This window comes from Mycobacterium sp. NGS40 (genome assembly GCF_059812735.1).
Genome location: NZ_JCALDG010000013.1, coordinates 170414 through 192786, shown reverse-complemented (window position 1 = coordinate 192786; position 22373 = coordinate 170414). Strand labels below are relative to the sequence as shown.

Here is a 22373-nt window from a genome sequence, read left to right as displayed (position 1 = left end):
CTGTCACGGCCATCGAACAGACGGGCAGCAGCCGCCCACTGAGGCCCGAAGGCGAAGACGCTTACGCCACAGCGAGATTAACCCCGTCATCCGACAAGCTGATCCAGTGCCGACTGGTCGAGCACAAGGGAGCGCAGTGCCGCACGCGCCGGCTCCGGAAGGCGATCGCGGAACACGCGGTAGGTCGCCTTAATCTCCCGGGCAGGCGGCGCTGGCCAGGCAGGGCTGACATCGAGTAAGCCTTGAGCCACCTCGCACCACATCCAGGTGATCGCGTAGGGCGACGAAGTGGGCCGCCGATGCGGTGTCATCGTCGTCCGCCAAGTTTCGAACCAACCGCCGGGATCTCGGGTCAATGCGCGGACCCGAGCCTCATGGTCGCGGAAATTGCGGCTGCACGAGAGCATGCCCATCGCGGTGTTGACGGCGTCGGCGAATACTTTTGGAGAGACCCGCAATCGGGCGCTGGATGCGCGGGCGGCGCGGACACCGACCACCGGGGCCAGACCGATGCTCACTGCGGCATCCGACCAATTGGCCACGTCGGCCACGAGTCTGACCATGCACAGTGACACATACAATCTGCCCGTCCATTCGTATCCACCGAGCATCTCGTCAAAACATGCGTGGTAGATGTCGGGGTCGATCAGCTGTGGAATGGCCGAGTCTTGAAGCAATTCACTGCGACGAACATTCTGAAGACGCCGCCCGACGTGGTGGCGTTGCCCAGCTGCGGTACTGATGAGCCGCTCCATCGTCGGTGTGCGTGTCGTGCGATTCACTAACCACGCGCACGGGCCGTTTTTCGCCTCGGCAATCAGACCCAGCCAGGGGCACAGTCGGGTAGCGGCGTCTTCAACGTGTATCTGCTGAAGGATGTCGGCAGCATCGGTGAGAACGTGCCCTCGGACCACCGCACTCTGGGGTGGGCTGATCCCCCAGCGTGGCCCGCGAAGGTTTGTTGTGCGATCACGGGCTTCGGCGTGGAGGACCTCGGCCCAGTTCCTTACCAGTGGCCCGTCTGGCCGCGACAGCAGGTGAAGCAACAAGGTTGCGAGATGCCGGATTTCAGCTAAGAAGAGTCGAGGGTCAACGCGCCTGCCTAGCATCGGCACGGTCTCGCCGGCCAGCGCTTCCGCCAAGATCGTTGCGGTGCTGAGCACTTGTGGTGGAGCTGACTCTGGAACGTGTCTAAGCAGCGATTGCCTGCATGGATTGCGTAGGCCGACAGGGTTCGCGCATAACTGTTGCGGACCGGCCAGGGGACGCAACGGCGAATAGCGGTGAGTGCGAAATCGATGACCGCAACCAATGCAGTGTGTCGTCAGGAAGACCCCGTGGCGAGGACACGTCGCGGCAAGAGGCAGTCGCCATTCCAACGCCCAGATGCCGTCCTCGGCCAGGCACAGGGGGCACAACTGCGAGCCGAACTGGGGAAACCAGCCCTGTGTCACCACGTGTCGGAAGGTGTGCCGACGAAGGGGATCCAGCCCGTCGAGATACAGCGGCAACCCGTCGTCGAACCGCAGGAGCGTGGCATCGGCAACGGAAGCCCCATCGACGCCAGTCAAACGGGCGATCCTGCTGATGATCAAAGGATCCGGTTTGATCATCATGAAAGCCGCACCGGGGGAGCCGGAATGCTCAGCCGCGGTAAGAAGCCGCAGCACCTGAGGTGGCGATAATCCGTTGGCGATGGCGAGCCGTTCCAGGAAGCTGTCAAGAGATTCTCGCTCGTCCAATGCTGGTCGACTCGGCAGCAGGCCTCGTGTAGCCACAGCAGGCCCCGCCTATGGTTCCAGCCATGCGGCACCGCGTCGGCACGAAGACCCACGACGGCACAGTTCAGCGCCCTCACCGACGACTGGTGCGGTCAAAACGACAGCTGGAGGTCGGCATCGAGGAGTACCAGCCACCAACGCAATGTACTACTAGTAGGGCATTAGGGGTGGATCGAGTGTGTAGTCAATCTACGAGGACGGCCGCTGGCGCACCGGGTCGATCACAAGCGCAAGGCCACGTCAACCGCAAGTTGTTCGCCACCGCTAGCCGCCCAGATAGGGGTCGAGGGCCTCCAGGGGCGCAATGGCAACCCGGCTCGGCAGCCGCCCCCGCGGCCCGTAAGGGTCTGTCATCGCTAAGTGCTGCCGGCCGCGATCGCATCGCACACCTGCCGTTGCGGAACAACTTCGCCGTGTTCAACGGGACGGTGCTGCGAGGGCGGGAAACAGCTGATCGCCACAAAACGCACAGAAAGCACTACTAGTAGGGCTGACATCTAGGGTTTGAGCGTGAGTACTGGATTGCGTGCCGACGCGCCCCAGTCAAAACGACCCCAAGCGCGTCGTCGCATGGGAGCGCCGACGTCGGATGGTCGGGACACGGATCCAAAGCTTGCGTATTGAACGCGGCTTAACTCAGGAACAACTGGCGCAGCTATCGGGGGTATCCCGCAACGTGTTGATGGATGTCGAGCACGGCCGCCGGGGAATACTGCATGAGCGGCTCTTCGACATCGCCACGGCATTGGGCGTACCAGCCGTCGATCTTCTCGAAGGCATTCGCTGAGAATCGGTCCGGAATACGACCCGCCAGGCTCGGCGAATGGCAATTCAACGTGAACCGTCGGCCACGGACCAATACCACTCCTTCTAAGTCGGTCAGGATGCCGTGTAGCTCAGCCCCGCTCACCCCGCCCTTTGCCGCCTGGTCGCATCGCTTCCCCGCTCCGATGTGCAACCCTGGCCGCGGATGCGGGGTAGGTGCGTGATTCCGCGAAACGGTGTCTCGGCCAAATGCGCTTAGCGAGCGGTGTGGTTCTTGGGCCGGCCAGAACGACGCCTTCTCTTTGGCCAACGACGTCACTTCCGTCCGGCCGGGTTAAGCGCGAAATCGTCCTTCCAATGGCTATAGTGCAGCTACGCTTACTAGCCCTACTAGTAGGGTTTTACGACGACGTGTGGAGGATCTTCCTGTTGCGGAGTGGGGCTCGACTCGGGGAAGACACAGAAGGCGACGGTATGGGGTCGGCGGCGGACAGTAGATTGTGAAAACAGCGAATCGCCGACGCAAAGCCGCGCGGCGCAGAGCGCGCCAGCTCGGGCGGAATGGGGCGGGTTGCCAGGCTCACCCAAGGACTTGCGACGATCGCCGGGCCGTCGATGCAAACCTTGACAAACTGTTGATTGACCGTGGCTGGATGCTGGTCGAACGTGGTTGGGCAGGCGACGTCTATGACTGGCCGGCTTCTGCGGCGAATCGTGGCCACGAGGTGACCTATCTGATTGCTGCAGCGGACGACAACCTGGACAGCGGCGCGCCGTACCGGGTGGCACTAATCGATGGAGAGTTAAGGGCTTACGACCATAAAGACCGCCTCGCCGCGGATCTCGAAGATATTGAGGCGCGGCGGTTCGGCTACTGATCCCGCGAATCTGCCAAATGTGACCTCATCGCGGCGGTTTCGGCGCAGCGACACGTAGTCGCTTGCGACCCTGTCCGGCGGCCGCGCAGTCACCGGTTGGAAAGGCGCTTTCCACAGGCGGGACACCACTTGATCTCGGCGCCGAACAGTGCCTCGATCGATGACAGATCGTCTTTGTGCAGCGTGCATTGCTTGCGGGCGAGGTGGATTCGGATGGTGTCGACGATGAACTGTGCCCGCTCAACAAGTGTGGTGCCATAGGCGTCGTCATCGATGGTGCCGTGGGCGATGATGTCTCCCTCGTCTAGCTCTTTTTGCCCGTATTGGGGTGTGCCGTCGCTGTTGGTGCCGGCGAGCGTGCGGGCGAAGCGGCCGCTGGGCCGAAGGTCGAGCTCGATGCGCCATTCGCCGTGGCGCTCGCGGAAGTAGAAGCTGTGCCCGTCGACTTCTCCATCCCACTGCTCAGGGACCAAGCCGACTGGCTACCCACGGTGACACCCTGTTGGACCGCCAGCCAGGCCTGCAGGTCGGCTTCAGCGGCTTGCTCGTCGGCCCGGATCTCTTGTCCCTCCGGCGATTCCCAAAACGCTTTGATGTCGTTGAGCCATTCGTGCCAGGAGCGGCGGCGATCCTCGCGGGTGCGGGCACAGGTGCAGGCGAATCCGTAGTCGTGCAGGTCAGATTCGGGTAGCCGCGCGCGTGACACCCGCACCGGCAGCGCTCGCCGCTATCGACGTAGCGCCAGACGGTGAGCGCATCGAGGGCCACGTTGGCGAGCACTACGGGTTGAGGGCACCGTGCAGGTCGAACACCGTCGTCAGGTGATCGCGGTAACGGCGGCGCGCCTCGGTGCGGGCACGCTCGAGCGCCTCCCGGTACTCGTCGGCGCCGGGAACGTTGGAGAAGTCGGTGACATAGAGCTCCGCGGGTTCCTCATCCACGCCCTCGAGGATGGCATGAGCGCACCGTGGTGTCGCCTCAATTCTCTTGGTCAGTGCAGCGGACCGACCATCGCGGCAAGCTGACTCAGCGCTTGCTGAAAAACAATGTTGACTACAGACCCGGCAGGGTGCGATTCTGTTCGGCTGCTCTTTTCCCGATGATGACAAATGAGGCAATGAACCGAACAGAGGACGAACTGAGCGACCTGACCGCCGACCCGGCCTACCGCGCGGGGGCTCATCGGCGACCCCTTACCGATGTCAACACGTGGCTGGAGAGCGTCGACGGTGGTGTGCGGCCCGCGCTGCGTGCCCTGGGCGAGCTGCTGGTCGGCGTCGCCGAGCACCATGGCGCCGAGAAACCGGAGAACGCCGACCAGTTCACCGCCCGATGCCTGGGAGTGGCGGGCTGCGGGCAACTGGTCGATGAGGAACGCAGCCTTAACCCGTTGTCGTGGTTCACCTTCGCGCTGGCGCTGGCCGAGTGGATCGATAAGTATGCGCAGGCTTGCGAGGTCGGCCCCGGTGAGTACGCCGACCCGCCGAAGTGGACGCAGACCCGGATCGGAGGTCAGGATTACCGCCACCCGCTATGTTTGCGGGTGTATTTTCCCGCCGGGACGCTGCTCGACGACGTCGGGTGTGTGATCGCCCTGCAGGGACGGCAAAGCATGCTGCGGTCGGTCGGTGTGAGCGCCTACGTGGCGCCGGGCCACCAGGACCGCGCCCGCGTGCTGCTGGACCGGCTCGCTGAACGCGCCAACGATCTCAACCCCTACCGAGGCCACGCGGTGCGCGCCACCCACACCGCCGGACTGACCTTGACCGTCATCGACTTGCCCTCGACCGCAACCCGAGAGAACGTCATTGTCGCCGACCAGGTCTGGACTGAGATTGATCTCGGCGTCCGCGCGGTGCGCGACCGCCACGACCTGCTCAACGCCCACAGGCTGGGTGCGCGCCGTGGTGTGCTGCTGTGCGGCCCGCCAGGCGCCGGGAAGTCGGCCGTGAGCGCCGTCGTGGCCCAAGAGGTCGTCGGGCAATTCACTGTCATCTACGTCGACGCCAAAGCTGGTACCCAGCTGCTCAGCGCCGTCGTGGAGGAAGCCCAGCGCCTCGGCGGCCCGGTGCTGCTCGTGCTCGAAGACATTGACCTGTGGTGCAAAGACCGCAGTACCGGCGGTGCCGGGTTGTCGGAATTGTTGCAGGCCATGGACATCCAGCCCGACGCCCGCATCCTGGCGCTGGCGTCCACCAACGACGCAGCCACCTTGGACCAGGCGGCCATCCGCACCGGGCGGTTCGACTCCATCGTCGAAGTCGGCTACCCCAACTCCACCGATGCTGCCCGGATTCTGGCGGCCCTGATCCGCGATCTACCTGGCGGCCACGCGGTCGACTGTGCGGGCGTGGTGGCGGCGCTTCCCGAGCGCACCAGCGGCAGCGACATCCGCGAGATCGTGCGCCGTGCCGTGCTCGCGGGCCGCGACGGACGCGTCAGCACCGCAACGCTTTTGGCGGAGGTAGGCAACGGACGCTACCGTGCCGCGATACCGGAAGGGATGTACCTCTAGGGAAGCGAAGACCACATGTTCGCCGGATTTATTGACCCGCAGAAGCCACTGCGGCGGGTCGCGGTACCCGACACCCGAGCGAATCTGCGATGGCACTGCGGCCAGCGAGAACATGTATGCCACTGTTAACGGCGCCCAGGCGGGAGGAGCACGACGCCGCGCGACGTCTTGCCGAACGCAGCGGGGGCGGCGAGGTGCGAGACCACCGCAAAGACAATAACCAGATTCGGAATGCGGATACCGTCGGAAAAACACCCGTACCCCCCGAAGGGCTGAGTCTGGCGCCGGGGCAGCACGCCGGGCGGCCAACCCGCGAGCTGCTGCCTCAGATCTAAAGAATCGGGGTCGATCAAATTCTGATTCGAAATCTCCTGCCGCCGTTGGTGTCACATGTCGTCCTTGGTGATCGCGCGCGTTATTCAAGCAGTTAGGAAAGAACCCTCAAGTCCGCGAATGGGACGAAGTGATTGCCACTCTGGGGACCGCCCGAAGGTGTCTTTCGGCCGCGCCGCTCACCGGCTGACATCAGCGATGGCGCTGGGCGGCTACTTCGCGCCTCATAAACCAGTTAGCCGCCAACCGTCCCGCGCTGCAGCGTGGTATCAGCCGCTGCCCTTACCCGACATAGGCCCGCGGCAGAACCAAATCGGGTAAAATATCGAAGGTGGACTCACCGAACAAGAGTCGGAAGGAGCCTGAGATGCGCCAGCGAAAATCGCGCTGCCGCATGCGTACTACTTCAGGCGTCCGTAGCTCAGTCGGCAGAGCAGCTTCCTTTTAAGTAGCGGGTCGGGGTTCGATTCCCTCCGGGCGCACCGGCCGGTAACCAGACCGGCGACGCGAGAGGGCTCCTGCCAATAGTGTTCAGCATGGGGCATGCCATTGAAGAGCTGTGGGCGATCTGTCATCGATCGAAGCGCTGCTCGGCGCCGAGATCAGCTGCTGTATGGCCTGTGGCACCCGCCAATCCACGGCGATGACCGAGGGAGCGCCGATGTGCGTTTCCCCTCAGGTTTCGTACCCTGTGGGCGGTGCGTCATCTTGAGGTTGTTCAACTGATTTGGACTGTACTGATGATTATTAACGACTGTGATCATCGACGTGGGCAAAAAGCGAACCCACGGTGGTCGCTTCGCGGAGACACGTCGAGGACGCACACAGACCGTTGGTTCGTAGGCGCAGGGCGATGATGTCGCCCTCGTCTAGCTCCTTTTCCCCGTATTGGGGTGTGCCGTCGCTGTTGGTGCCGGCGAGTGTGCGGGCGAAGTGGCCGCTGGGGCGAAGGTCAAGTTCGATGCGCCATTCGCCGTGGCGCTCGCGGAAGTAGAAGCTGTGCCCGTCTACTTCGCCGTCCCACTGTTCAGGGACCAAGCCGGCCATGGCTACTTACGATGGCACCCTGTTGGACCGCCAGCCAGGATTGCATAGGTCAGCTTCCGCGGCTTGCTCCTCGGCCCTGATTCGTTGGTCCTCCGGCGATTCCCAAAACGCTTTGATGTCGTTGTGCCATTCGTGCCAGGTGCGGCGGCGGTCCTCGCGGGTGCGGGCACAGGGGCAGGCGAATCCGTGGTCGTGCAGGTCGGTTTCGGGTAGCCGCGGGTGACATGCGCACCGGCAGCGCTCGCCGCTGTCGACGTAGCGCCAGACGGTGAGCAGCCTGGACATGTAAATCCCAACGCGGGATTACGTACGAGGCTGTGACGGCTCAGGTAGGACCCGGACATGCATCGTCCGATCGCATCAACGTACATCCACGCATATCCCCGCATCGCCGCGCTACCCTGTGCAGGATGGATGGGTCGACGGGTCGCGTGCTTGGTGCGCTGTTGGCTAAACATCAGATTGATCTGACCGTCGACGAGGTCCTGGACGAGCTGGACTCCGCGTTTGCGGCCATCCCCTGGGCAACCACCCTGTCGGCGACAGAAGTGGATTTCCTGCGCATGCGCGTCGAACCCCAGGCAGCATCCGTGATCGACGCCTGGTCGGCCGATGACGAACGTCGGACCCGCGCCCGCATTGCGGTGCGCCAACTCAGCAGCGCGCTCTCAGGATCGGTCAGCATCAAGGAAGCCGCCGCGATGCTCGGCGTCGACCGCTCCCGGGTGGCGCGGCGCATCACTGGAAATGCGTTATGGGCCTTCGATCTTCAAGGAAGCCGACGCATCCCGCGCTGGCAGTTCCTAGGTGACGAACTGCTGCCAGGCTTGGACGCGATCGTGCGCGCGATACCACGGGGCATCACCCCCGTGGTTCTGGATATATTCATGCACACCCCGCAGCCCGACTTCGACGACCGCACCGCGATCGAGCACCTAGCCGGCGGCGGCGACCCGGCATTAGTTGCCGGATTCATCGCCGACCTCGGGCGCTGGTGAACCTACGGCCCACTGAAGGCGCCACGAATGGCCCCCCGAACACCTCAGCAGGGAACCCACCAAATTGCCGACTACACCGGCGCGCTATGGCGGGTCCACCGCACCGAAGGTGAGCGCCTCAGCCGTGGAACAAGCTGCGCACCTATTTAGGGGCCGCGGCCGCCCGCGCGGTGGCACCGACACCCGGGTCCTGCTAGTCGGGAAGTAGCGAATGACGAGGTCCGGTCGGCGACGTAGTTGGTCATTATCGGAGCTTCTCCGACGCGGGATAATCCCCGAACCATGCGAAGTGAAGGCTCGGACTGCCGCGCTGAACGGCTGTGACGAGTCGAGGTTTTGACCGCATCCGGTCCATCGCTAATCACAGTTCGTTGCATTAGCCATCGGCGCCCCAGGGCACGATTGTGGTGGACAGGCTTCGTCAAGGCGACGTGCGGCGCTGCGCTCCGGGGAAGAGTCGAGTAGCCGACAAGCTCCGATTACGCTGATGTCTGGGGTGTCGAACATCTTGCCGAGGTCGAGTTGACCGCACTGCACCGCGCCGAAGAATCCGCCACCGGTAACCAATGCTTCGCCGTTGATGTAGCTCGATCGGGGGCTGTTAAGGAAGATCAGAGCCACGCCTGTTCCTCGGCGGTTGAGCGCCGACGGATCGGCCTGACGAAGGCGTCAATGATGTTCTGCCCGGCGAATTCCACGAAATAGGGCAGCGCCGCGGTGTCGGTGGGGCCGGGGTTGATGCAGTTGAGCGGGATGCCATCGGTGATCAGCATGGCGGCCCGGGACGCAACCCAGGGCCTTGATCGACTTCTTGGAAAATAGGTATGCACCGACCGCTCCCATCTCGTCATTGGCCAGGCACCACCGCTTGCCCTCATCGAACCCGTCGGTGGACACCAGTTCCATCAGCTGCTTCAGCTCCTTTTGCCACCCAATGGCGGCATTGGACGCGACCACCGCGATCGCACCGCCGGCATGAATCTTGGCAGGACCAGGTCGTCGCCGTGGGTGAGGATCTGATTTGCTTGGGCTACACCGAGCCCCAGCGAACGGGACCCGTCCATCGCCGTGAGGCTGGCCGAGCTCGGTCCGGAGCGGGACTGCCCAAGGGCGTCTTCCAGGTGCTACACGGCGATAAGGAGGCCGTCGACGCCATCGTGAACCACTCGAGCATTAAGGTAGTCGGGTTCGTCGGCAGCTCCGACATCGCCCAGACATCTACTCGACCGCCGCCGCCAAGGGTAAGCGTGCACAGTGCTTCGGCGGAGCCGAGAATCACATGATCGTGATGCCCGACGCCGACCTCAACCAGGCCGTCGACGCACTGATCGGTGCCGGGTACGGCAGCGCGGGTGAGCGGTGCATGGCCATTAGCGTCGCCGTCCCGGTCGGCGAACAGGCCGCGGATCGGTTGCGCGCCAGGCTAGTCGAACGGATCAACAATCTGCGCGTCGGCCATAGCCTCGACCCAAAGGCCGATTACGGGCCACTGATCACGTCGGCGGCGTTAGCGCGGGTGAAGGACTACATCGGTCAAGGCATTGCGGCAGGCGCCGAAGCCGTGGTCGATGGACGCGAACGCGTCAGCGATGACCTGACTTTCGATGATGTCAGCCTGGAAGGCGGCTTCTTCATCGGCCCCACCCTGTTCGACCACGTCACCCCGGACATGTCGATCTACACCGACGAGATCTTCGGGCCGGTGTTGTGCATCGTGCGCGCGCACGACTACGAGGAGGCCCTGCGGCTGCCGTCCGAGCACGAATACGGCAAAGGCGTCGCGGTTTTCACCCGCGACGGCGACGCGGCCCGCGACTTCGTCTCCCGCGTGCAGGTCGGCATGGTCGGTGTCAACACGAAGACCGAGACCATCACCCAGCGATGGCCGTCGGTCATCAAAGACGGCGACGAGTTCAGCATCCCCACCATGAAATAGCCTTGACAGGCAACCACTTTCATACCATTCCAGCAGATTTCACACTCCAACGCAGGAGCAGCAGCGAGCGAACCGGTCATCATCGAGGGTGCGATCAACGGTGCGACGTCGAACACCGTGCATCCGAACGTGCCGGTGACAGGAGACGAGATCGTTGCCGACGCACTGTCCTGCTTCGGGGTTGGGGCTGCGATCGTTTCTGCATACCCACTACGACGGCCCAGGCGATCTGGCCGGATCGGCTCAACGCGTCGTTTTCACATGGAGTGACCGCCACGGTAGTAGGTAACTGCGGGCTGGGGTTCGCGCCGTGCCGCCCGGGCCGATCATGACGCGCTCGTCGACGTAATGGCTACATCGTTGAGCCCGCCTCGCCAATCGGGATCGCGACAGGCCTGAACAGCCGCCTAAATATATATTCATTTAAGTAATAAAACCTCTAGACGACTTCGCGGCGCCGTGGGTAGCCTACATCCATGTCAGACTCATTTCGGCCTTGCATTGACTAGGTTCCAGTCGATCCAACCGGCCAGGCCAGCCCTGTGGCAGAGCGTCCGCCGCCCGGCACCGCCGACCACCGTTTGGTGGCTAACAAGGAGAAGTTGGATATGCAGCATTGGCCGCAGCGTCTGCCCGCCTTCGTGGCTGTGGCCGGCGCTCTATTGAGCATTCCCGTCGCGCATGCGGATAATGACAACAACACGCTCATACCGAACAACAAGCGACTCAATGACGGTGTCGTCGCCAACGTCTTCACCGTGCAGCATCAAGCTGGCTGCATTAACGACGTGAGAATCAGCCCCCAACTGCAAGCCGCTGCGCAGCGGCACGCCGAGGATCTGCTGAACAACCGCGCCCTCGATGGTGATATCGGTTCGGACGGGTCTAGCCCGCAAGACCGCGCCAATGCGGCTGGTTTCCATGGCCCGGTGGCAGAGACGGTGGCGATCAACCGGTCAATCGCGATCAGCGGCAATGACTTGATCAACCGGTGGTATCACAACCCCGACTATTTCAAGATCATGTCCAGCTGTGCGAACAGCCAGATGGGGGTGTGGTCGTTGAACAGTCCGGATCGGACCGTTGTGGTTGCGCTATACGGACAGCCACAAGGCGATCCCTCGGGGCGGGGAGCAACACCACTAAATACCGACGGACAGAATATTCCGCTGGATCCCAGTCCCGACTATGACGCCAGCGACGAACTCGAGTTCGGTCTCAACTGGTTCCCGTGGATCCTCAGGGGGGTGTACCCGCCGCCGGGCAATCCTCCGGAGTAGAGCGGGATTCGTCCATCGTTAGCGAACCCGCATCAAAGGCCGCGCAGTCAACGTAGTTCGGCCAAAGATAGCTGGTCGCGTTAACAGGCGACTTTGATGGTGAAAGCGTCGGTTGACCTCAAGCTGGGGTTATCGGTGTTAAAGCCCTCGGCCCGTCCGCGGATCGTGTAGGTGTATCCGTGCAGGGTTACCTCGGCGGCGCCCTGGAGGTGTTCGGCGTAGCTGCCGGTGAACCCATCCAGATTGTTGATGTTGATCGTTTTGGCGGTCAAAAGACCCTCGTTGGACACGAACATGCTGGTGCCTGCCGCAGTGTCACCGGTAGTAGCCGTAGTTAGCGATCCCATCGGTACGCACTTCACCGCGTGGCTCTCTGGAAGCACATGGCCGTTGATCGTTACCTGCGCGGTTCCCGGGAGCAATGTACCGGGCGCAGGTTCGGCCGCGCGAGACGGTGAGCATGCCCCCACACTGGCTGCCACCAAAACGATCGCGGACGCATTGCGGAACCGCTTCTTCACGAGCTCACCTTCATTTCATCTCGCTGTCTTCCCGACTCCGCATTAAGAGCAGCTCGACCCTCGGCGGCAGCTTTGAGAGGGCCCCGGTTGGTGGTCCAGTCGCTATGCGGCTTGGGGTTGATGGGTCGTGGTCCACTGTAGGGCGTATTCGCTCGGGGTGAGTTCGCCGTGGGTGTGGGGTCGGTTGGTGTTGTAGTCGATCCTCCAGCCTTCGATGATGACTTGGGCTTCCAATAGGGAGTCGAAGCGCCAGGCGTTGAGCAGTTCGTCACGCAGGCGGGCGTTGAACGATTCGACCCAGGCGTTCTGCCGCGGTGAGCCGGGATCGATGAAAAGCGATCCAGCACTGTTGAATCGGCACCAGTCGCTCACAGCGTGGGCGACGAACTCGGGCCCGTTGTCGAAACGGACATACGCCGGTACCCCGCGGGCACCTGCGAGCCGGTCAAGCACAGCGACGACATCATCGGTGTTGATGCTGCGGTCGACCTCGATGGCCAGGGCTTCGCGGGTGAACTCGTCGATGATGTTGAGCAGCTTGAGAGTGCGCCCGTCAGCGGTGGTATCGAATTGGAAGTCCATCGCCCAGATCACGTTCGGGCGGATCGGTGACATCGCGCCCACCGCGACGCCGATACCGGTCAACCGCTTCTTGCGGCGCCGCTGCGGGACTCGCAGGCCTTCTTCGCGCCACAGTCGGCGGACGCGCTTGTCGTTGGCATGCCAGCCAGCACGGCGGGCCATCTTCGCTGCTCGGCGCCAACCCCACCGCGGCCGGTCGGTGGAGAACCGGCGCAGCCACCCCCGCAACTCGACCTCTTCGGTCGTCATCGGCGGCGACGTCAGCCGCATCGTGGAGCGGTGAATGCCCACCACCGTGCAGGCGCGGCGCTCAGACACCCCGAACCGCTCGCGCAGCATTACTGCTGCGCGGCGTTTGCGGTTCGGCGTCAGAAGTTTCCCGACCCGATCTCCTTGAGCATGTCGATGTCCAGGGCCTGATTGGCGACCATCTTCTTGAGGCGAGCGTTCTCGGCCTCGAGCTCCTTGAGCCGCTTAGCGTCGTTGGCCTTCATACCGCCGTACTGGGCCAACCAGCGATGCCAAGTCGACTCCGCGACTTCCAGATGCCGGCACACCTCAGCCAGTTCCTGGCCCGCGGCCAACAGCTTGTTGCCCTCGGCGAGCTTGCGGATGATCTGATCCGGCGTATGCCGCCGGCGCTTGTTCGATGCCATGTCGTCGGTGATTCTTCCTACCCGAATCCTCGGGCAACAGAGTCCCACAAACAACTGGATCACTTCAGAGGGCTCACCTCAGCTTACTCAGCACGGCGAGCGGCCAGCTAGGTAAAGCAACCGTATCCGACTTTGGTGTGGTCATGGTCGCCGGGTTCGTCGTCTTAACGAGGACAACAATGTTGAAGGGTTAGCCGCATTCCGTGACTTGATATCACCGAGGGCTATCGCCGAGGGGTGAGCGAGGCGACGAGCAAGTTTCGCAGCACGCCCTCGTCACCACCGTCGTCGGGCTCGGCGGGTTCAGCGATGAGGCTGAAGTTGACGCGGACGATCCAGCGGGCGAGGGTGCCGGCCGGAACATCTCGGCGGATATCGCCAGCAGCGGCAGCAGCCTCGAGGCGCCGCACCAGCGCGTCGGCGAGTTTGGCTCGCCACAACTCGGAGCCTTCGGCGGCGTGATAGGCAGCACCGACGGCTTGGTGGTCGTCAACTAGTGATCGCATTACCGGTGAGTCACGGGCGATGTCGATTCCCCGCATGCATGCGGCGACGAGCTGAACCAGAAAGGGCTCGTCAGTCTGCCAACATTGTTCGACGGCGTGCAGGGTAACAGTGAGCACTCGCATGAAGGAGGCGGCCAGCAGAGCATCCTTGCTCGGGAAGTAGTAGTACACGGTCGACCGGTGCACGCCTGCGCGCCGGGCGATGTCGCCCATCCGGGTACGGACAGGCCCCTTATCCGAGTAGCAGGAGTCGGCCGCGGTCAGCAACCGTTCGCGCGCCTCATCGTCTGCCGGGGAGTCGGCTCCGGCCGGCCTCGCGCGACGGCCTCTGGAGTGGGCTCTCACACCAGCACACTACGGCCTCGGTGGTGTGCCGGTGACCCATGCGAACGGCCCGGCCAGGACTGGTGACGGATTAGCTGCGCCGCGAGAGGTCGGCGGTGACTCGCGGCGGCGCCGCCGCCGGTTCCTGGCAGGCGACGCTCACCGGCCTCGAGCGCCTGCCCGGGAATCCGGCGATGAGGGCAAGGCCGCATCAGCTGAGCGAGGCTATACCCGGTCAGTTAACCGGGTAGCAACTGTAGGCACCGCACCTGACTCACCGCGGCTCAGCAGTGCAGAGTCCGCTCGAGATTCTCCAGCAATGGCCTCTAAAATGCGTTAACGATACAAACCGATATATAGATAACTATTTAGCTTTACCCATCACTTCGGTCTGCCGCTTTTGTGCGCTGGCTCACCGTCCTCCGCGCGACAGAGTATTCCTCAGGCCTGAGGCCGCTTAGTCGTAATCAGCGATTAATTCTCACGGCTGCGGGGGGCGGTGTCGATCGATGGTGGTATGCCCCGCATGACCAGGTTTGGCGCACTAGGAGGAGTAAAGCTCGCGCTGTCGCTAGAAAGTCGTAGCCCACCGTTGTGCGTAAGCGCAGGTCAGGGCCCTGCCGATGGATCGGCGCACCCCGCGGGCGTCTCAGCGATAACGACGCTGGAGACGGGCCGGTGTGCACTCAATCCGGCTCAGCGGCGGGCTGTCACGGTGGAGATGCAAGGGATGCATCGCCGCTTCTCTGGCCTGATTTACGTCACGACCGCTATATTATTTCAACTATTTCGAGCTACGCGATAAGACCAGCGAGCGACGCATCTAGGCTCATTGCAAGAGCCCGTACTTAGCGTCCCGCTCATAAACCTGTGAGGGTGTTAATCACAAATATATTCGGGGATATCATAGTTCCACCTATGAAGCAGAATTTGTAATTAATACCGTAATTAGCCAGCCAATAGCAAACTTTCTGACGTCGGACTGGTCGCGATGCGCGTGCGCCTGGCACATCGGCCGCCCGGCCGGTTGGACGCGTACGATCAGCCATCTCGCACGATCACTACGGCATCTAGTAGGTACTATGCCGCTTGGCGAGGTGTGGCAACCCAGCCGGCGGCGGCGCTGCGAGCGCGGGTATTGCGACATCTCGGCAAAAATTGTCGGAAGTTGCAGCAAACCGCCACCGATGCACGGACGCCGCTAAGCGGGTTTGTCCGAAATGAATGTTTGTCGATGTTGCTTTGCCTTAATGTAATGGTGTAGCGTCCCGCTGTGCTCTGGGCCACACCGCTCGAAAGGCAAGCAGCACGTCATACCGCTGCGGGGAGGATTCATCGTCTAATGTCGGCTCTGACTGGTTACAAACGAGTGTGCTAGTGGTGGCGGCGGACACAGAACCTATTACTGCCTCTGTCGGCGTGCCGGCGCCAGCTGAGGCGTCCCCGGGCGCTCCTGCCTGGAAGGCCTCTGCTGGCAAGCCGTTGCGCGAGATCGGCAGCTTCTTCGCGTTGTCGCTCGAGATCTTGGCGCAGGTGGTCCGTCCACCCTTCGCCTGGCGTGAGTTCATCCATCAGGCGTGGTTCGTGGCCCGGGTGTCGAGCGCCCCCGCCGTCTTCTTGGCGATCCCGTTCAACACCCTCGCCGTGTTCATCATCAACGTCCTGCTCGTCGAAATCGGCGCTGCCGACGCCTCGGGAACTGGCTCTGCGCTGGCCGCCGTGGTCTACCTCGGTCCGATAACGGCGGTGTTGGTAGTCGCCGGTACCGGCGCTACCGCAATGTGTGCCGACCTAGGCGCTCGCACCATCCGCGAAGAAGTCGACGCCATGCGCGTGATGGGGATCAACCCGGTGCAACGGCTTCTGGTGCCCAGGGTGCTGGCGTTGGGGCTCAACGGGTTGGTATTGAACGCCATCATCACCATCGTGGGCTTGGTAACCGAATATTTGTTCTCGGTCTACTTTCAGCACATCAACCCGGGCTCTTACATGGCGAGTCTTACCCTGCTCGTTGGCCTGACCGACGTGGTCATCGCCTTCGCCAAGGCGCTGCTGTTCGGCCTAGTTGCCGGTTTCATTGCTTGCTACAAGGGCGTTAGCGTGGGCGGCGGTCCGCAAGGCGTCGGCAACGCGGTGAACGAAACCGTGGTGTACACCTTTATGGCGTTGTTCGTGATCAATGTGGTGCTGACCGCTGTTACAACGAAGGCGACGACGTGACCGCCATCCCAGCGGCACATCGGCTGCCGCGGCTGGCGAAGGGCGTGCGCGGTTTTGCTGACGGATGGAACCGGCTCGGAAGCCAGACCGCGTTCTACGTCAAAGCCCTCGGCTTGGTCTGGGAGGCTATGGCCCGCTACAAGGTGGAGACGCTGCGCCTGATCGCCAACATGAGTTTGGGCGTGGGCGCTCTGGCCATCATCGGCGGCACCGTGGTAATCGTCACCACCTTGACGATGTCAACTGGGGGACTCGTCGGCATCCAGCTATACCGATCGTTATCCGATGTCGGGGTGCAGGCATTGAGCGGTTTCGCGTCCGCCTACATCAACACCCGTATCAGCTCGCCGCTGATCGCCGATATCGGCTTGGCTGCCACAATTGGCGCCGGTGCCACCGCACAGCTGGGCGCCATGCGGATCAACGAGGAGATCGACGCGCTCGAGGTGATGGGCATCCGCACGATCGCCTACCTGGCCTCGACTCGGGTGTTGGCGGGCGTAGTTGTCGTCGTTCCGCTGTGGTGTATGGCGGCGCTGTCGGGATTTCTGGCCACGCGCATGCTAGTGATCTTAATCTACGGACAGCCTCCGGGCGTATATGACCACTATTTCCACACTTATCTGCAACCAACAGACCTCATTTGGTCGTTGATGCAAGTGATCGCCTCTGCGGTAACGATCATGCTGGTGCACACCTATTACGGTTTCAACGCCTCGGGCGGCCCGGCGGGCGTCGGTGAGGCGGTCGGTCGTGCTGTGCGCACGTCACTGATCGTGGCGGTGGCGGTGACGTTGGCGGTGGCGCTGGCCGCCTACGGTGTTTCCGGCAACTTCCACCTGTCCGGGTAGCGGCGATGAAGAGCAAACGGCGCGAGGCGGGCCTGCACCCGGCGATCTGGACATTTGTCCTCTTGGCGTCGATCGCCGCGCTGATCGCGCTGACGGTCGGCGCCTTCAACAGGGACTTCAGGCCCTACGCTCGGGTGACGCTGGCGTCTGACCGGGCGGGACTGGTGATGGAGCCCGGCGCCAAAGTGAAGATGCGTGGGGTCCAGGTCGGCCGGGTCGCGTCAATCCAGCCGGGCGATCCAGTGAAGTTGCAATTGGAGCTCTACCCGGAGCAACTCAAATACATTCCGGCCAACGTCACCGCCGAAATCACCGCCCCCACGGCGTTCGGCGCCAAGGACGTCGAACTGCTAGCGCCGGCCCAGCCGAGCGCGCGACGGCTGGCGGCCGGGGCAGTGGTGAAATCCGGAAATGTGAGTGTCGAGGTAAACACTGTGTTCCAGAACCTCGTTGCTGTGCTGAACCAGGTGGACGTCCCGAAATTGAACGCGGTGCTCACCGCGTTCGCCGACGGATTTCGCGGTAAGGGTGAAGCGATCGGCGAGGCCACCACCGATCTCAACCAGGTCCTGATGGCGATCAATCCGCGCAGTGAGACGATCCGTGCCGACTACCGCGCCCTCAAAGGCTTCAGTGACACTTACGGCGCGGCAGCAAGCAACATCGTGACGGTGCTGGGTGCCGTCAGCACCACCAGCACCACCATCACCGACAACGCAAAACAACTCGACTCATTGCTGCTCGACGTCAGCGGGCTCTCCCGCGCCGGGACCAATCTGATCGGGCCCAACAAAGACAACTTCGTGCATGGCATCAATCTGCTGGAGTCCACCACGCGCCTACTGATGAAGTACAACCCGGAGCTGACCTGCACGCTGGTCGGCGGGAAAAACGCCCTCGATTTCGGCGCACTGAATTCTTCCGGCGGCAGCAATGGATACTCGGAGATCCTGGATGTCGCGCTGCTGCTGGGCAAGGACGCATACCGCTATCCGGACAATCTGCCGGTCACCGACATCAAGGGCGGCCCCGGCGGCGAGCCGGGATGCGGCTCGCTGCCCGATGTTGCCAAGAACTGGCCGCAGCGCTACCTCGTCACGGATTCTGGGTGGGGCACCGGAGTAGATGTGCGACCCAACCCCGGTATCGGCTTCCCGGGTTACGTCGACTACTTCCCCGTCACCAGGGGAACCCCACAACCGCCCAGCATCCGCCATCCGGCGGGTCCGGCGCCTGGTCCCATCCCGTACCCGGGAGCACCCCCCTACGGTGCGCAGCTATACGCCCCGGACGGAACACCGCTGTATCCCGGTCTGCCGCCGGCGCCGCCGCCGGGCAGGCCGCGAGAACCCGGCCCTCCGCCGGCGGGTTCCGAACCGTTCGTGCCGCCAGTGCCGGCCGGCGTGCAAGCAACTTGCGGAGTACTCAATCAGCAATGCGTACCGCCGCCGCCAGCCCCCTGAGCCTTGACGGCCGAAGGCGAGAGGCAAGAGAAGCCATTAGAGGAAGGCAGATATGCGAGAGAATTTGGTAGGCGTCACGTGGCGCCTCGCCATCTACTTGGTCGTGTGCCTGGTCGGCGCGTTTGCGCTGGTCGCCGTCTTCGGCCAATTGCGCTTTCAGTCGGAACAGAGCTATCGGGCCGTTTTCGCGAACGTGTCCGGGCTAGAAGGTGGGAATTTCGTCCGCGTCGCCGGCGTCGAGGTCGGCAAGGTCAAAAACATCACCATCCAGCCCGATTCGACCGTGGTCGTGGAGTTCTCCGCCGCTAACTCGGTAATCCTCACCGAGGGCGCCAGGGCCGCCATCCGCTTCGCGGACCTCATCGGGGGCAGATACGTGGCACTTGAGGAGGGCGCCGGGGGAGTAAACAGACTTCATCCGGGAGGAACCATTCCACTGAGCCGCACCGAGCCGGCGCTGGACCTCGACGCGCTGATCGGTGGTTTCCGGCCGCTGTTCCGCGCGCTCGACCCTGACCAAGTGAACAAGCTGACCGGCCAACTGATCGCGGCCTTTCAGGGTCAGGGCGGCACGATTGGTTCATTTCTCACCCAGGCTGCGGCCCTCACAAACACGCTGGCCGACCGGGATCAACTGATCGGTCAAGTCGTCACCAACTTGAACTCCCTGCTCGGTTCGCTCAGCGGGCAGAGCAAGCAGTTCGCCAAGGCGGTCGACTCACTATCTGAACTGGTCGCAGGCCTCGAGGCCCGCAAGCAGGACATCAGCAACGGGGTGGCATACGCCAACGCGGCTGCAGGGTCGATCGCCGATCTGTTGTCGCAGGCCCGCCCGCCGCTGAAAAAGGTTGTGGCTGAGACGAATCGGACCGCCGAAACCGTGCTCGCCGATCGCGATTTCTTCGACAACTATCTCAACGCCTGGCCCGATGCATTCAAAATCCTCAATCGACAGGGCCTAACTGGTGACTGGTTCAGCTTCTATCTGTGCGATGTCGTGCTGAAGGTCAACGGCAAAGGGGGCCAACCGGTGTATATCAAGGTCGTCGGCCAGTCCACCGGGAGGTGCACGCCGCGATGAAATCCTTTTCCGAACGTAACCCGCTCCGCATTGGCGCCATCGGACTCGGCATCACCTTTGCTCTCATGCTGATATCGCTGAACTACGACAAGCTGCCGTTCTTCAACACAGGCAAGACCTACTCGGCGTATTTCGCCGAGGCCGGCGGCCTGGCGCCCGGCAACGCTGTTCAGGTGTCGGGTTTCCGGGTAGGTCAAGTCTCGAGCGTCGAGCTGGACGGACCGCGGGTGCTGGTTAAGTTCCATGTCGCCGGCGACGTGCGGCTCGGTGATCGCACCGAGGCAGCAATTAAATTGAAGACCTTACTCGGCAGCAAGGTCCTCGAGGTCACTCCACGCGGAGACGGAAAACTGACCGGTCCCATACCGCTCGACCGGACCAGGCCGGCCTATCAATTGCCTGACGCGCTGGGCGATCTCACGACAACCATCAGCGGGTTGAATACCGACCAACTATCCAACTCGCTGGCCGTGCTGTCCGACACCTTCGCCGATACCCCACCCGACCTGAAGGCGGCGGTGCAGGGGCTGGCGAGGTTCTCCCAGACACTGGACCAACGCGACGCCCAGCTGCGAAACCTGTTGAGTAACGCCAACAAAGCGACGAAGGTGCTCGCCGAACGCAGCGACGAAGTCGTCAACCTGGTCGCCAACACCAACGCCCTTTTGGCGCAACTGAAAAGCCAGAGCAGCGCACTGGACCAGATCTCCAGCAATCTCTCCGCGGTGGCCCGCCAGGTAAAGGGTTTCATCGCCGAGAACCGCGACACCCTCAAGCCGGCGCTGGACAGGCTCAACCAGGTATTAGGAATCGTCGACAACCGCAAAGAACGCGTGCAGAAGGCGCTCACGGGGCTGAACAGCTTTTCGTTGAGGCTTGGCGAAACGGTGTCGGCCGCCCCGTTCTACAAGGCTTACGTCGCTAACCTGTTGCCCGGGCAGTTCGTCCAACCGTTCATCGACGCGGCCTTCTCCGACCTGGGCCTGGATCCGAACGTGCTGCTGCCCACGCAGCGCGCCGACCCGGAGGTCGGCCAGCCGGGAACACCGCCGCTGCCGGTACCCTTCCCGCGGACCGGCCAGGGCGGGGAACCGCGCATGACCATCCCGGACGCCATCACGGGTAACCCCAGTGACCATCCGTGTGGTCTGCCCGGTGCGGCATTGCCCGGTCCCGGCTGCTACCCGTACCGGGAGCCACCACCGGCACCACCACCCGGCGGCCCGCCGCCAGGACCGCCCGCGCCTCCGAATCCGCAGCCGGTTCAGGGCGGTGGACAGTGAATTCACGCAACGCCAAGATCGGCTTGGCCTTCGCGCTGGTCCTGTTGCTGATCGGCGGCATCGTGACGGCGGTAAGGTCGGTCAGCGGTATTGGCCGCACCACTGTCACCGGCTACTTCGCGGATAGCACCGGGCTCTACAACGGGGATGACGTCGTTATTCTCGGCGTCCGCGTCGGCAAGATCGAGAAGATCGAACCACAGCCCAGCCGTGTCAAGATCACCTTCTGGTACCACGGCAAATACAAGGTGCCCGCCGACGCCAAGGCCGTGATCTTGTCACCGTCCCTGGTGACACCTCGATCCATCCAGTTGACACCCGCCTATACGGGTGGTCCGGTGATGGCCACCGGCGCGGTAATCCCGCAGGTTCGCACCGCTGTTCCGGTGGAATACGACGACTTGCGCCAGCAACTCGAGAAGCTGACGCAGACGCTGCAGCCCGCCGAACCGGGCGGCACCAGCACTTTGGGGGCATTTATCAACACCGCCGCCGACAACTTGCGTGGCCAAGGCCCAGATATCCGTGACACCCTCATCAAGCTGTCACAGGCGATATCGGCGATCGGCGACCACAGCAACGACCTGTTCTCCACCGTGAAGAACTTGTCGATCCTGGTCTCCGCGCTGCATGACAGCAGCGACCTGCTGCGTCACCTGAACCAGAATCTGGCCGCGGTGACCAACCTGTTCACCAACGACCCAAATGAGGTCGGAAATGCGGTTCGCGATCTCAACGAGGTGGCCGATGACGTCCGAAACTTTGTGGCCGATAACCGGGAGACCCTGGGTGACACCTCCGACAAGCTGGCGTCGGTGTCACAGGCGCTCAACGCGAGCCTCGACGACGTCAAACAAGTTCTGCATGTCGCGCCGACAGCCTTTCAAAACTTCCTTAACATCTATCAGCCCGCCCAGGGCGCGTTGACCGGTTCGCTGGCGGTGAACCAATTCGCCAACCCGATCCAATTCCTCTGCAGTGCGGTAGAGGCGGCCTCGCGGCGCGGTGGCAAAGAGTCAGCGAAACTCTGTGTGCAGTACCTGGCGCCGATCATCAAGAACCGTCAATACAACTTCCCGCCGCTGGCCGAGAACCTTTTCGTCGGAACCACCGCGCGCCCCAACGAAATAACTTATAGCGAGGACTGGCTGCGGCCCGATTATGTTCCCCCGCGGTCAGCAGAGCCCACCGGCCCCGCCAACCCCGCGCCGGCAAACACCCCACCGGGGTCCCCACCCTCGCCACCATCGCCGGCGGCACCGCCGGCGCCCGCCCAACCAGTAGCCACCAACCCGGCCGATGGCCTGCGCGGGATGATGGTGCCGTCCGGAGGTGGACAGTGATCCGATCAGG

General features: G+C 63.0%; 23 protein-coding genes, 1 tRNA gene and 1 pseudogene. 15 read left to right on the top strand and 10 right to left on the bottom strand.

What is annotated here, in order from left to right:
• Positions 1-86: 86 nt before the first annotated feature.
• Positions 87-1778, bottom strand: coding sequence for a TniQ family protein (locus tag AC5Y5O_RS20725; protein ID WP_036473629.1), 1692 nt, complete (start codon positions 1776-1778; stop codon positions 87-89).
• A gap of 529 nt (positions 1779-2307) precedes the next feature.
• On the opposite strand from AC5Y5O_RS20725, the gene AC5Y5O_RS20720 reads away from it, so the two are divergent.
• Both AC5Y5O_RS20720 and AC5Y5O_RS20715 read left to right on the top strand, forming a co-directional pair.
• On the top strand, positions 2308-2568 hold the full coding sequence (locus AC5Y5O_RS20720) for a helix-turn-helix domain-containing protein (RefSeq protein ID WP_036473630.1): 261 nt from the start codon (positions 2308-2310) through the stop codon (positions 2566-2568).
• A 631-nt stretch (positions 2569-3199) separates the two neighbouring features.
• Positions 3200-3424 carry a hypothetical protein gene (locus AC5Y5O_RS20715; RefSeq protein WP_036473632.1) on the top strand — a complete coding sequence of 75 codons (225 nt, stop codon included), beginning with the start codon at positions 3200-3202 and terminating at the stop codon, positions 3422-3424.
• Between the two features lie 89 nt (positions 3425-3513).
• On the opposite strand, the gene AC5Y5O_RS20710 is transcribed toward AC5Y5O_RS20715, so the two are convergent.
• Both AC5Y5O_RS20710 and AC5Y5O_RS20705 read right to left on the bottom strand, forming a co-directional pair.
• Positions 3514-3897, bottom strand: a complete 384-nt coding sequence (locus AC5Y5O_RS20710) for a hypothetical protein (RefSeq protein ID WP_232232248.1) — start codon at positions 3895-3897, stop codon at positions 3514-3516.
• Between the two features lie 306 nt (positions 3898-4203).
• A complete protein-coding gene (locus AC5Y5O_RS20705) occupies positions 4204-4365 on the bottom strand; it encodes a hypothetical protein (protein WP_232232249.1) in 162 nt (53 codons plus the stop codon).
• A gap of 176 nt (positions 4366-4541) precedes the next feature.
• On the opposite strand from AC5Y5O_RS20705, the gene AC5Y5O_RS20700 reads away from it, so the two are divergent.
• The 3 genes from AC5Y5O_RS20700 to AC5Y5O_RS20690 all read left to right on the top strand — a co-directional run bounded on the left by AC5Y5O_RS20700 (position 4542) and on the right by AC5Y5O_RS20690 (position 6754).
• A complete protein-coding gene (locus AC5Y5O_RS20700) occupies positions 4542-5939 on the top strand; it encodes an AAA family ATPase (RefSeq protein ID WP_036473634.1) in 1398 nt (465 codons plus the stop codon).
• A gap of 89 nt (positions 5940-6028) precedes the next feature.
• Positions 6029-6274, top strand: coding sequence for a DUF2188 domain-containing protein (locus tag AC5Y5O_RS20695; protein WP_139813812.1), 246 nt, complete (start codon positions 6029-6031; stop codon positions 6272-6274).
• Positions 6275-6682: 408 nt separating this feature from the next.
• Positions 6683-6754 (top strand) — tRNA-Lys (locus tag AC5Y5O_RS20690).
• Positions 6755-7019: 265 nt separating this feature from the next.
• On the opposite strand, the gene AC5Y5O_RS20685 is transcribed toward AC5Y5O_RS20690, so the two are convergent.
• Together AC5Y5O_RS20685 and AC5Y5O_RS20680 are read right to left on the bottom strand one after the other, a co-directional pair.
• Positions 7020-7319, bottom strand: coding sequence for a hypothetical protein (locus tag AC5Y5O_RS20685; protein ID WP_176234839.1), 300 nt, complete (start codon positions 7317-7319; stop codon positions 7020-7022).
• A gap of 6 nt (positions 7320-7325) precedes the next feature.
• Positions 7326-7604: a hypothetical protein gene (locus AC5Y5O_RS20680; RefSeq protein ID WP_500027121.1), complete on the bottom strand. Its 279-nt coding sequence runs from the start codon at positions 7602-7604 to the stop codon at positions 7326-7328.
• A 125-nt stretch (positions 7605-7729) separates the two neighbouring features.
• Here AC5Y5O_RS20680 and AC5Y5O_RS20675 point away from each other — a divergent pair, with 125 nt between their 5' ends.
• Positions 7730-8317 carry a helix-turn-helix domain-containing protein gene (locus AC5Y5O_RS20675; protein WP_036473638.1) on the top strand — a complete coding sequence of 196 codons (588 nt, stop codon included), beginning with the start codon at positions 7730-7732 and terminating at the stop codon, positions 8315-8317.
• A gap of 357 nt (positions 8318-8674) precedes the next feature.
• Here the strand turns inward: AC5Y5O_RS20675 and AC5Y5O_RS20670 are convergent, their stop codons facing one another.
• Entirely contained in the window at positions 8675-8938 is a 264-nt protein-coding gene (locus tag AC5Y5O_RS20670) for a hypothetical protein (RefSeq protein WP_232232251.1), read from the bottom strand.
• On the bottom strand, positions 8929-9090 hold the full coding sequence (locus AC5Y5O_RS20665) for a hypothetical protein (RefSeq protein WP_232232252.1): 162 nt from the start codon (positions 9088-9090) through the stop codon (positions 8929-8931). The genes AC5Y5O_RS20670 and AC5Y5O_RS20665 overlap by 10 nt, the downstream gene beginning before the upstream one ends.
• A gap of 268 nt (positions 9091-9358) precedes the next feature.
• Between AC5Y5O_RS20665 and AC5Y5O_RS20660 the strand changes: the two are divergent.
• From AC5Y5O_RS20660 to AC5Y5O_RS20650, 3 genes and pseudogenes are all read left to right on the top strand, one after another.
• Positions 9359-10253: pseudogene (locus AC5Y5O_RS20660) on the top strand (aldehyde dehydrogenase family protein); the annotation flags it as partial.
• 21 nt (positions 10254-10274) lie between these two features.
• Complete coding sequence (locus AC5Y5O_RS20655; protein WP_407067540.1) at positions 10275-10523, top strand: 3-keto-5-aminohexanoate cleavage protein; 249 nt, start codon at positions 10275-10277, stop codon at positions 10521-10523.
• Between the two features lie 338 nt (positions 10524-10861).
• Entirely contained in the window at positions 10862-11533 is a 672-nt protein-coding gene (locus AC5Y5O_RS20650; RefSeq protein WP_036474105.1) for a CAP domain-containing protein, read from the top strand.
• Between the two features lie 80 nt (positions 11534-11613).
• On the opposite strand, the gene AC5Y5O_RS20645 is transcribed toward AC5Y5O_RS20650, so the two are convergent.
• The 3 genes from AC5Y5O_RS20645 to AC5Y5O_RS20635 form a co-directional block, all read right to left on the bottom strand.
• Positions 11614-12054: a lipoprotein LpqH gene (locus AC5Y5O_RS20645; RefSeq protein WP_036473641.1), complete on the bottom strand. Its 441-nt coding sequence runs from the start codon at positions 12052-12054 to the stop codon at positions 11614-11616.
• A 102-nt stretch (positions 12055-12156) separates the two neighbouring features.
• Positions 12157-13292 (bottom strand): IS3 family transposase gene (locus tag AC5Y5O_RS20640; RefSeq protein ID WP_096290763.1). Its coding sequence is split into 2 segments (ribosomal slippage): positions 12157-13022 and positions 13022-13292, totalling 1137 coding nucleotides; the frame shifts between segments, so codons are not numbered across the junction.
• Between the two features lie 224 nt (positions 13293-13516).
• The gene (locus tag AC5Y5O_RS20635; RefSeq protein WP_036473643.1) at positions 13517-14143 is read right to left on the bottom strand and encodes a TetR/AcrR family transcriptional regulator; all 627 of its coding nucleotides are present in this window, start codon (positions 14141-14143) and stop codon (positions 13517-13519) included.
• Between the two features lie 1398 nt (positions 14144-15541).
• On the opposite strand from AC5Y5O_RS20635, the gene AC5Y5O_RS20630 reads away from it, so the two are divergent.
• From AC5Y5O_RS20630 to AC5Y5O_RS20605, 6 genes are read left to right on the top strand one after another with little or no spacing between them, the layout of a single operon-like run.
• A complete protein-coding gene (locus AC5Y5O_RS20630) occupies positions 15542-16342 on the top strand; it encodes an MlaE family ABC transporter permease (protein ID WP_051641700.1) in 801 nt (266 codons plus the stop codon).
• Positions 16339-17193 (top strand): ABC transporter permease, encoded by an 855-nt coding sequence (locus AC5Y5O_RS20625; RefSeq protein ID WP_036473646.1) that lies wholly within the window; start codon positions 16339-16341, stop codon positions 17191-17193. The genes AC5Y5O_RS20630 and AC5Y5O_RS20625 overlap by 4 nt, the downstream gene beginning before the upstream one ends.
• 5 nt (positions 17194-17198) lie before the next feature.
• Complete coding sequence (locus tag AC5Y5O_RS20620; RefSeq protein WP_036473648.1) at positions 17199-18656, top strand: MCE family protein; 1458 nt, start codon at positions 17199-17201, stop codon at positions 18654-18656.
• Between the two features lie 52 nt (positions 18657-18708).
• Entirely contained in the window at positions 18709-19737 is a 1029-nt protein-coding gene (locus AC5Y5O_RS20615) for an MCE family protein (protein WP_036473651.1), read from the top strand.
• Positions 19734-21020 carry an MCE family protein gene (locus AC5Y5O_RS20610; protein ID WP_051641726.1) on the top strand — a complete coding sequence of 429 codons (1287 nt, stop codon included), beginning with the start codon at positions 19734-19736 and terminating at the stop codon, positions 21018-21020. The genes AC5Y5O_RS20615 and AC5Y5O_RS20610 overlap by 4 nt, the downstream gene beginning before the upstream one ends.
• Positions 21017-22363, top strand: coding sequence for a virulence factor Mce family protein (locus AC5Y5O_RS20605; protein WP_139813813.1), 1347 nt, complete (start codon positions 21017-21019; stop codon positions 22361-22363). Before AC5Y5O_RS20610 ends, AC5Y5O_RS20605 begins: the two co-directional genes overlap by 4 nt.
• The last annotated feature ends 10 nt before the right edge of the window (positions 22364-22373 follow it).

Bases quoted from the DNA above. Each gene is read 5' to 3' on its own strand.
- AC5Y5O_RS20715 (WP_036473632.1), top strand. From the start codon at position 3,200: ATGCTGGTCGAACGTGGTTGGGCAGGCGACGTCTATGACTGGCCGGCT.
- AC5Y5O_RS20700 (WP_036473634.1), top strand. From the start codon at position 4,542: ATGAACCGAACAGAGGACGAACTGAGCGACCTGACCGCCGACCCGGCC.
- AC5Y5O_RS20695 (WP_139813812.1), top strand. From the start codon at position 6,029: ATGGCACTGCGGCCAGCGAGAACATGTATGCCACTGTTAACGGCGCCC.
- AC5Y5O_RS20685 (WP_176234839.1), bottom strand. From the start codon at position 7,319: ATGGCCGGCTTGGTCCCTGAACAGTGGGACGGCGAAGTAGACGGGCAC.
- AC5Y5O_RS20680 (WP_500027121.1), bottom strand. From the start codon at position 7,604: ATGTCCAGGCTGCTCACCGTCTGGCGCTACGTCGACAGCGGCGAGCGC.
- AC5Y5O_RS20675 (WP_036473638.1), top strand. From the start codon at position 7,730: ATGGATGGGTCGACGGGTCGCGTGCTTGGTGCGCTGTTGGCTAAACAT.
- AC5Y5O_RS20665 (WP_232232252.1), bottom strand. From the start codon at position 9,090: ATGCTGATCACCGATGGCATCCCGCTCAACTGCATCAACCCCGGCCCC.
- AC5Y5O_RS20650 (WP_036474105.1), top strand. From the start codon at position 10,862: ATGCAGCATTGGCCGCAGCGTCTGCCCGCCTTCGTGGCTGTGGCCGGC.
- AC5Y5O_RS20620 (WP_036473648.1), top strand. From the start codon at position 17,199: ATGAAGAGCAAACGGCGCGAGGCGGGCCTGCACCCGGCGATCTGGACA.
- AC5Y5O_RS20615 (WP_036473651.1), top strand. From the start codon at position 18,709: ATGCGAGAGAATTTGGTAGGCGTCACGTGGCGCCTCGCCATCTACTTG.
- AC5Y5O_RS20610 (WP_051641726.1), top strand. From the start codon at position 19,734: ATGAAATCCTTTTCCGAACGTAACCCGCTCCGCATTGGCGCCATCGGA.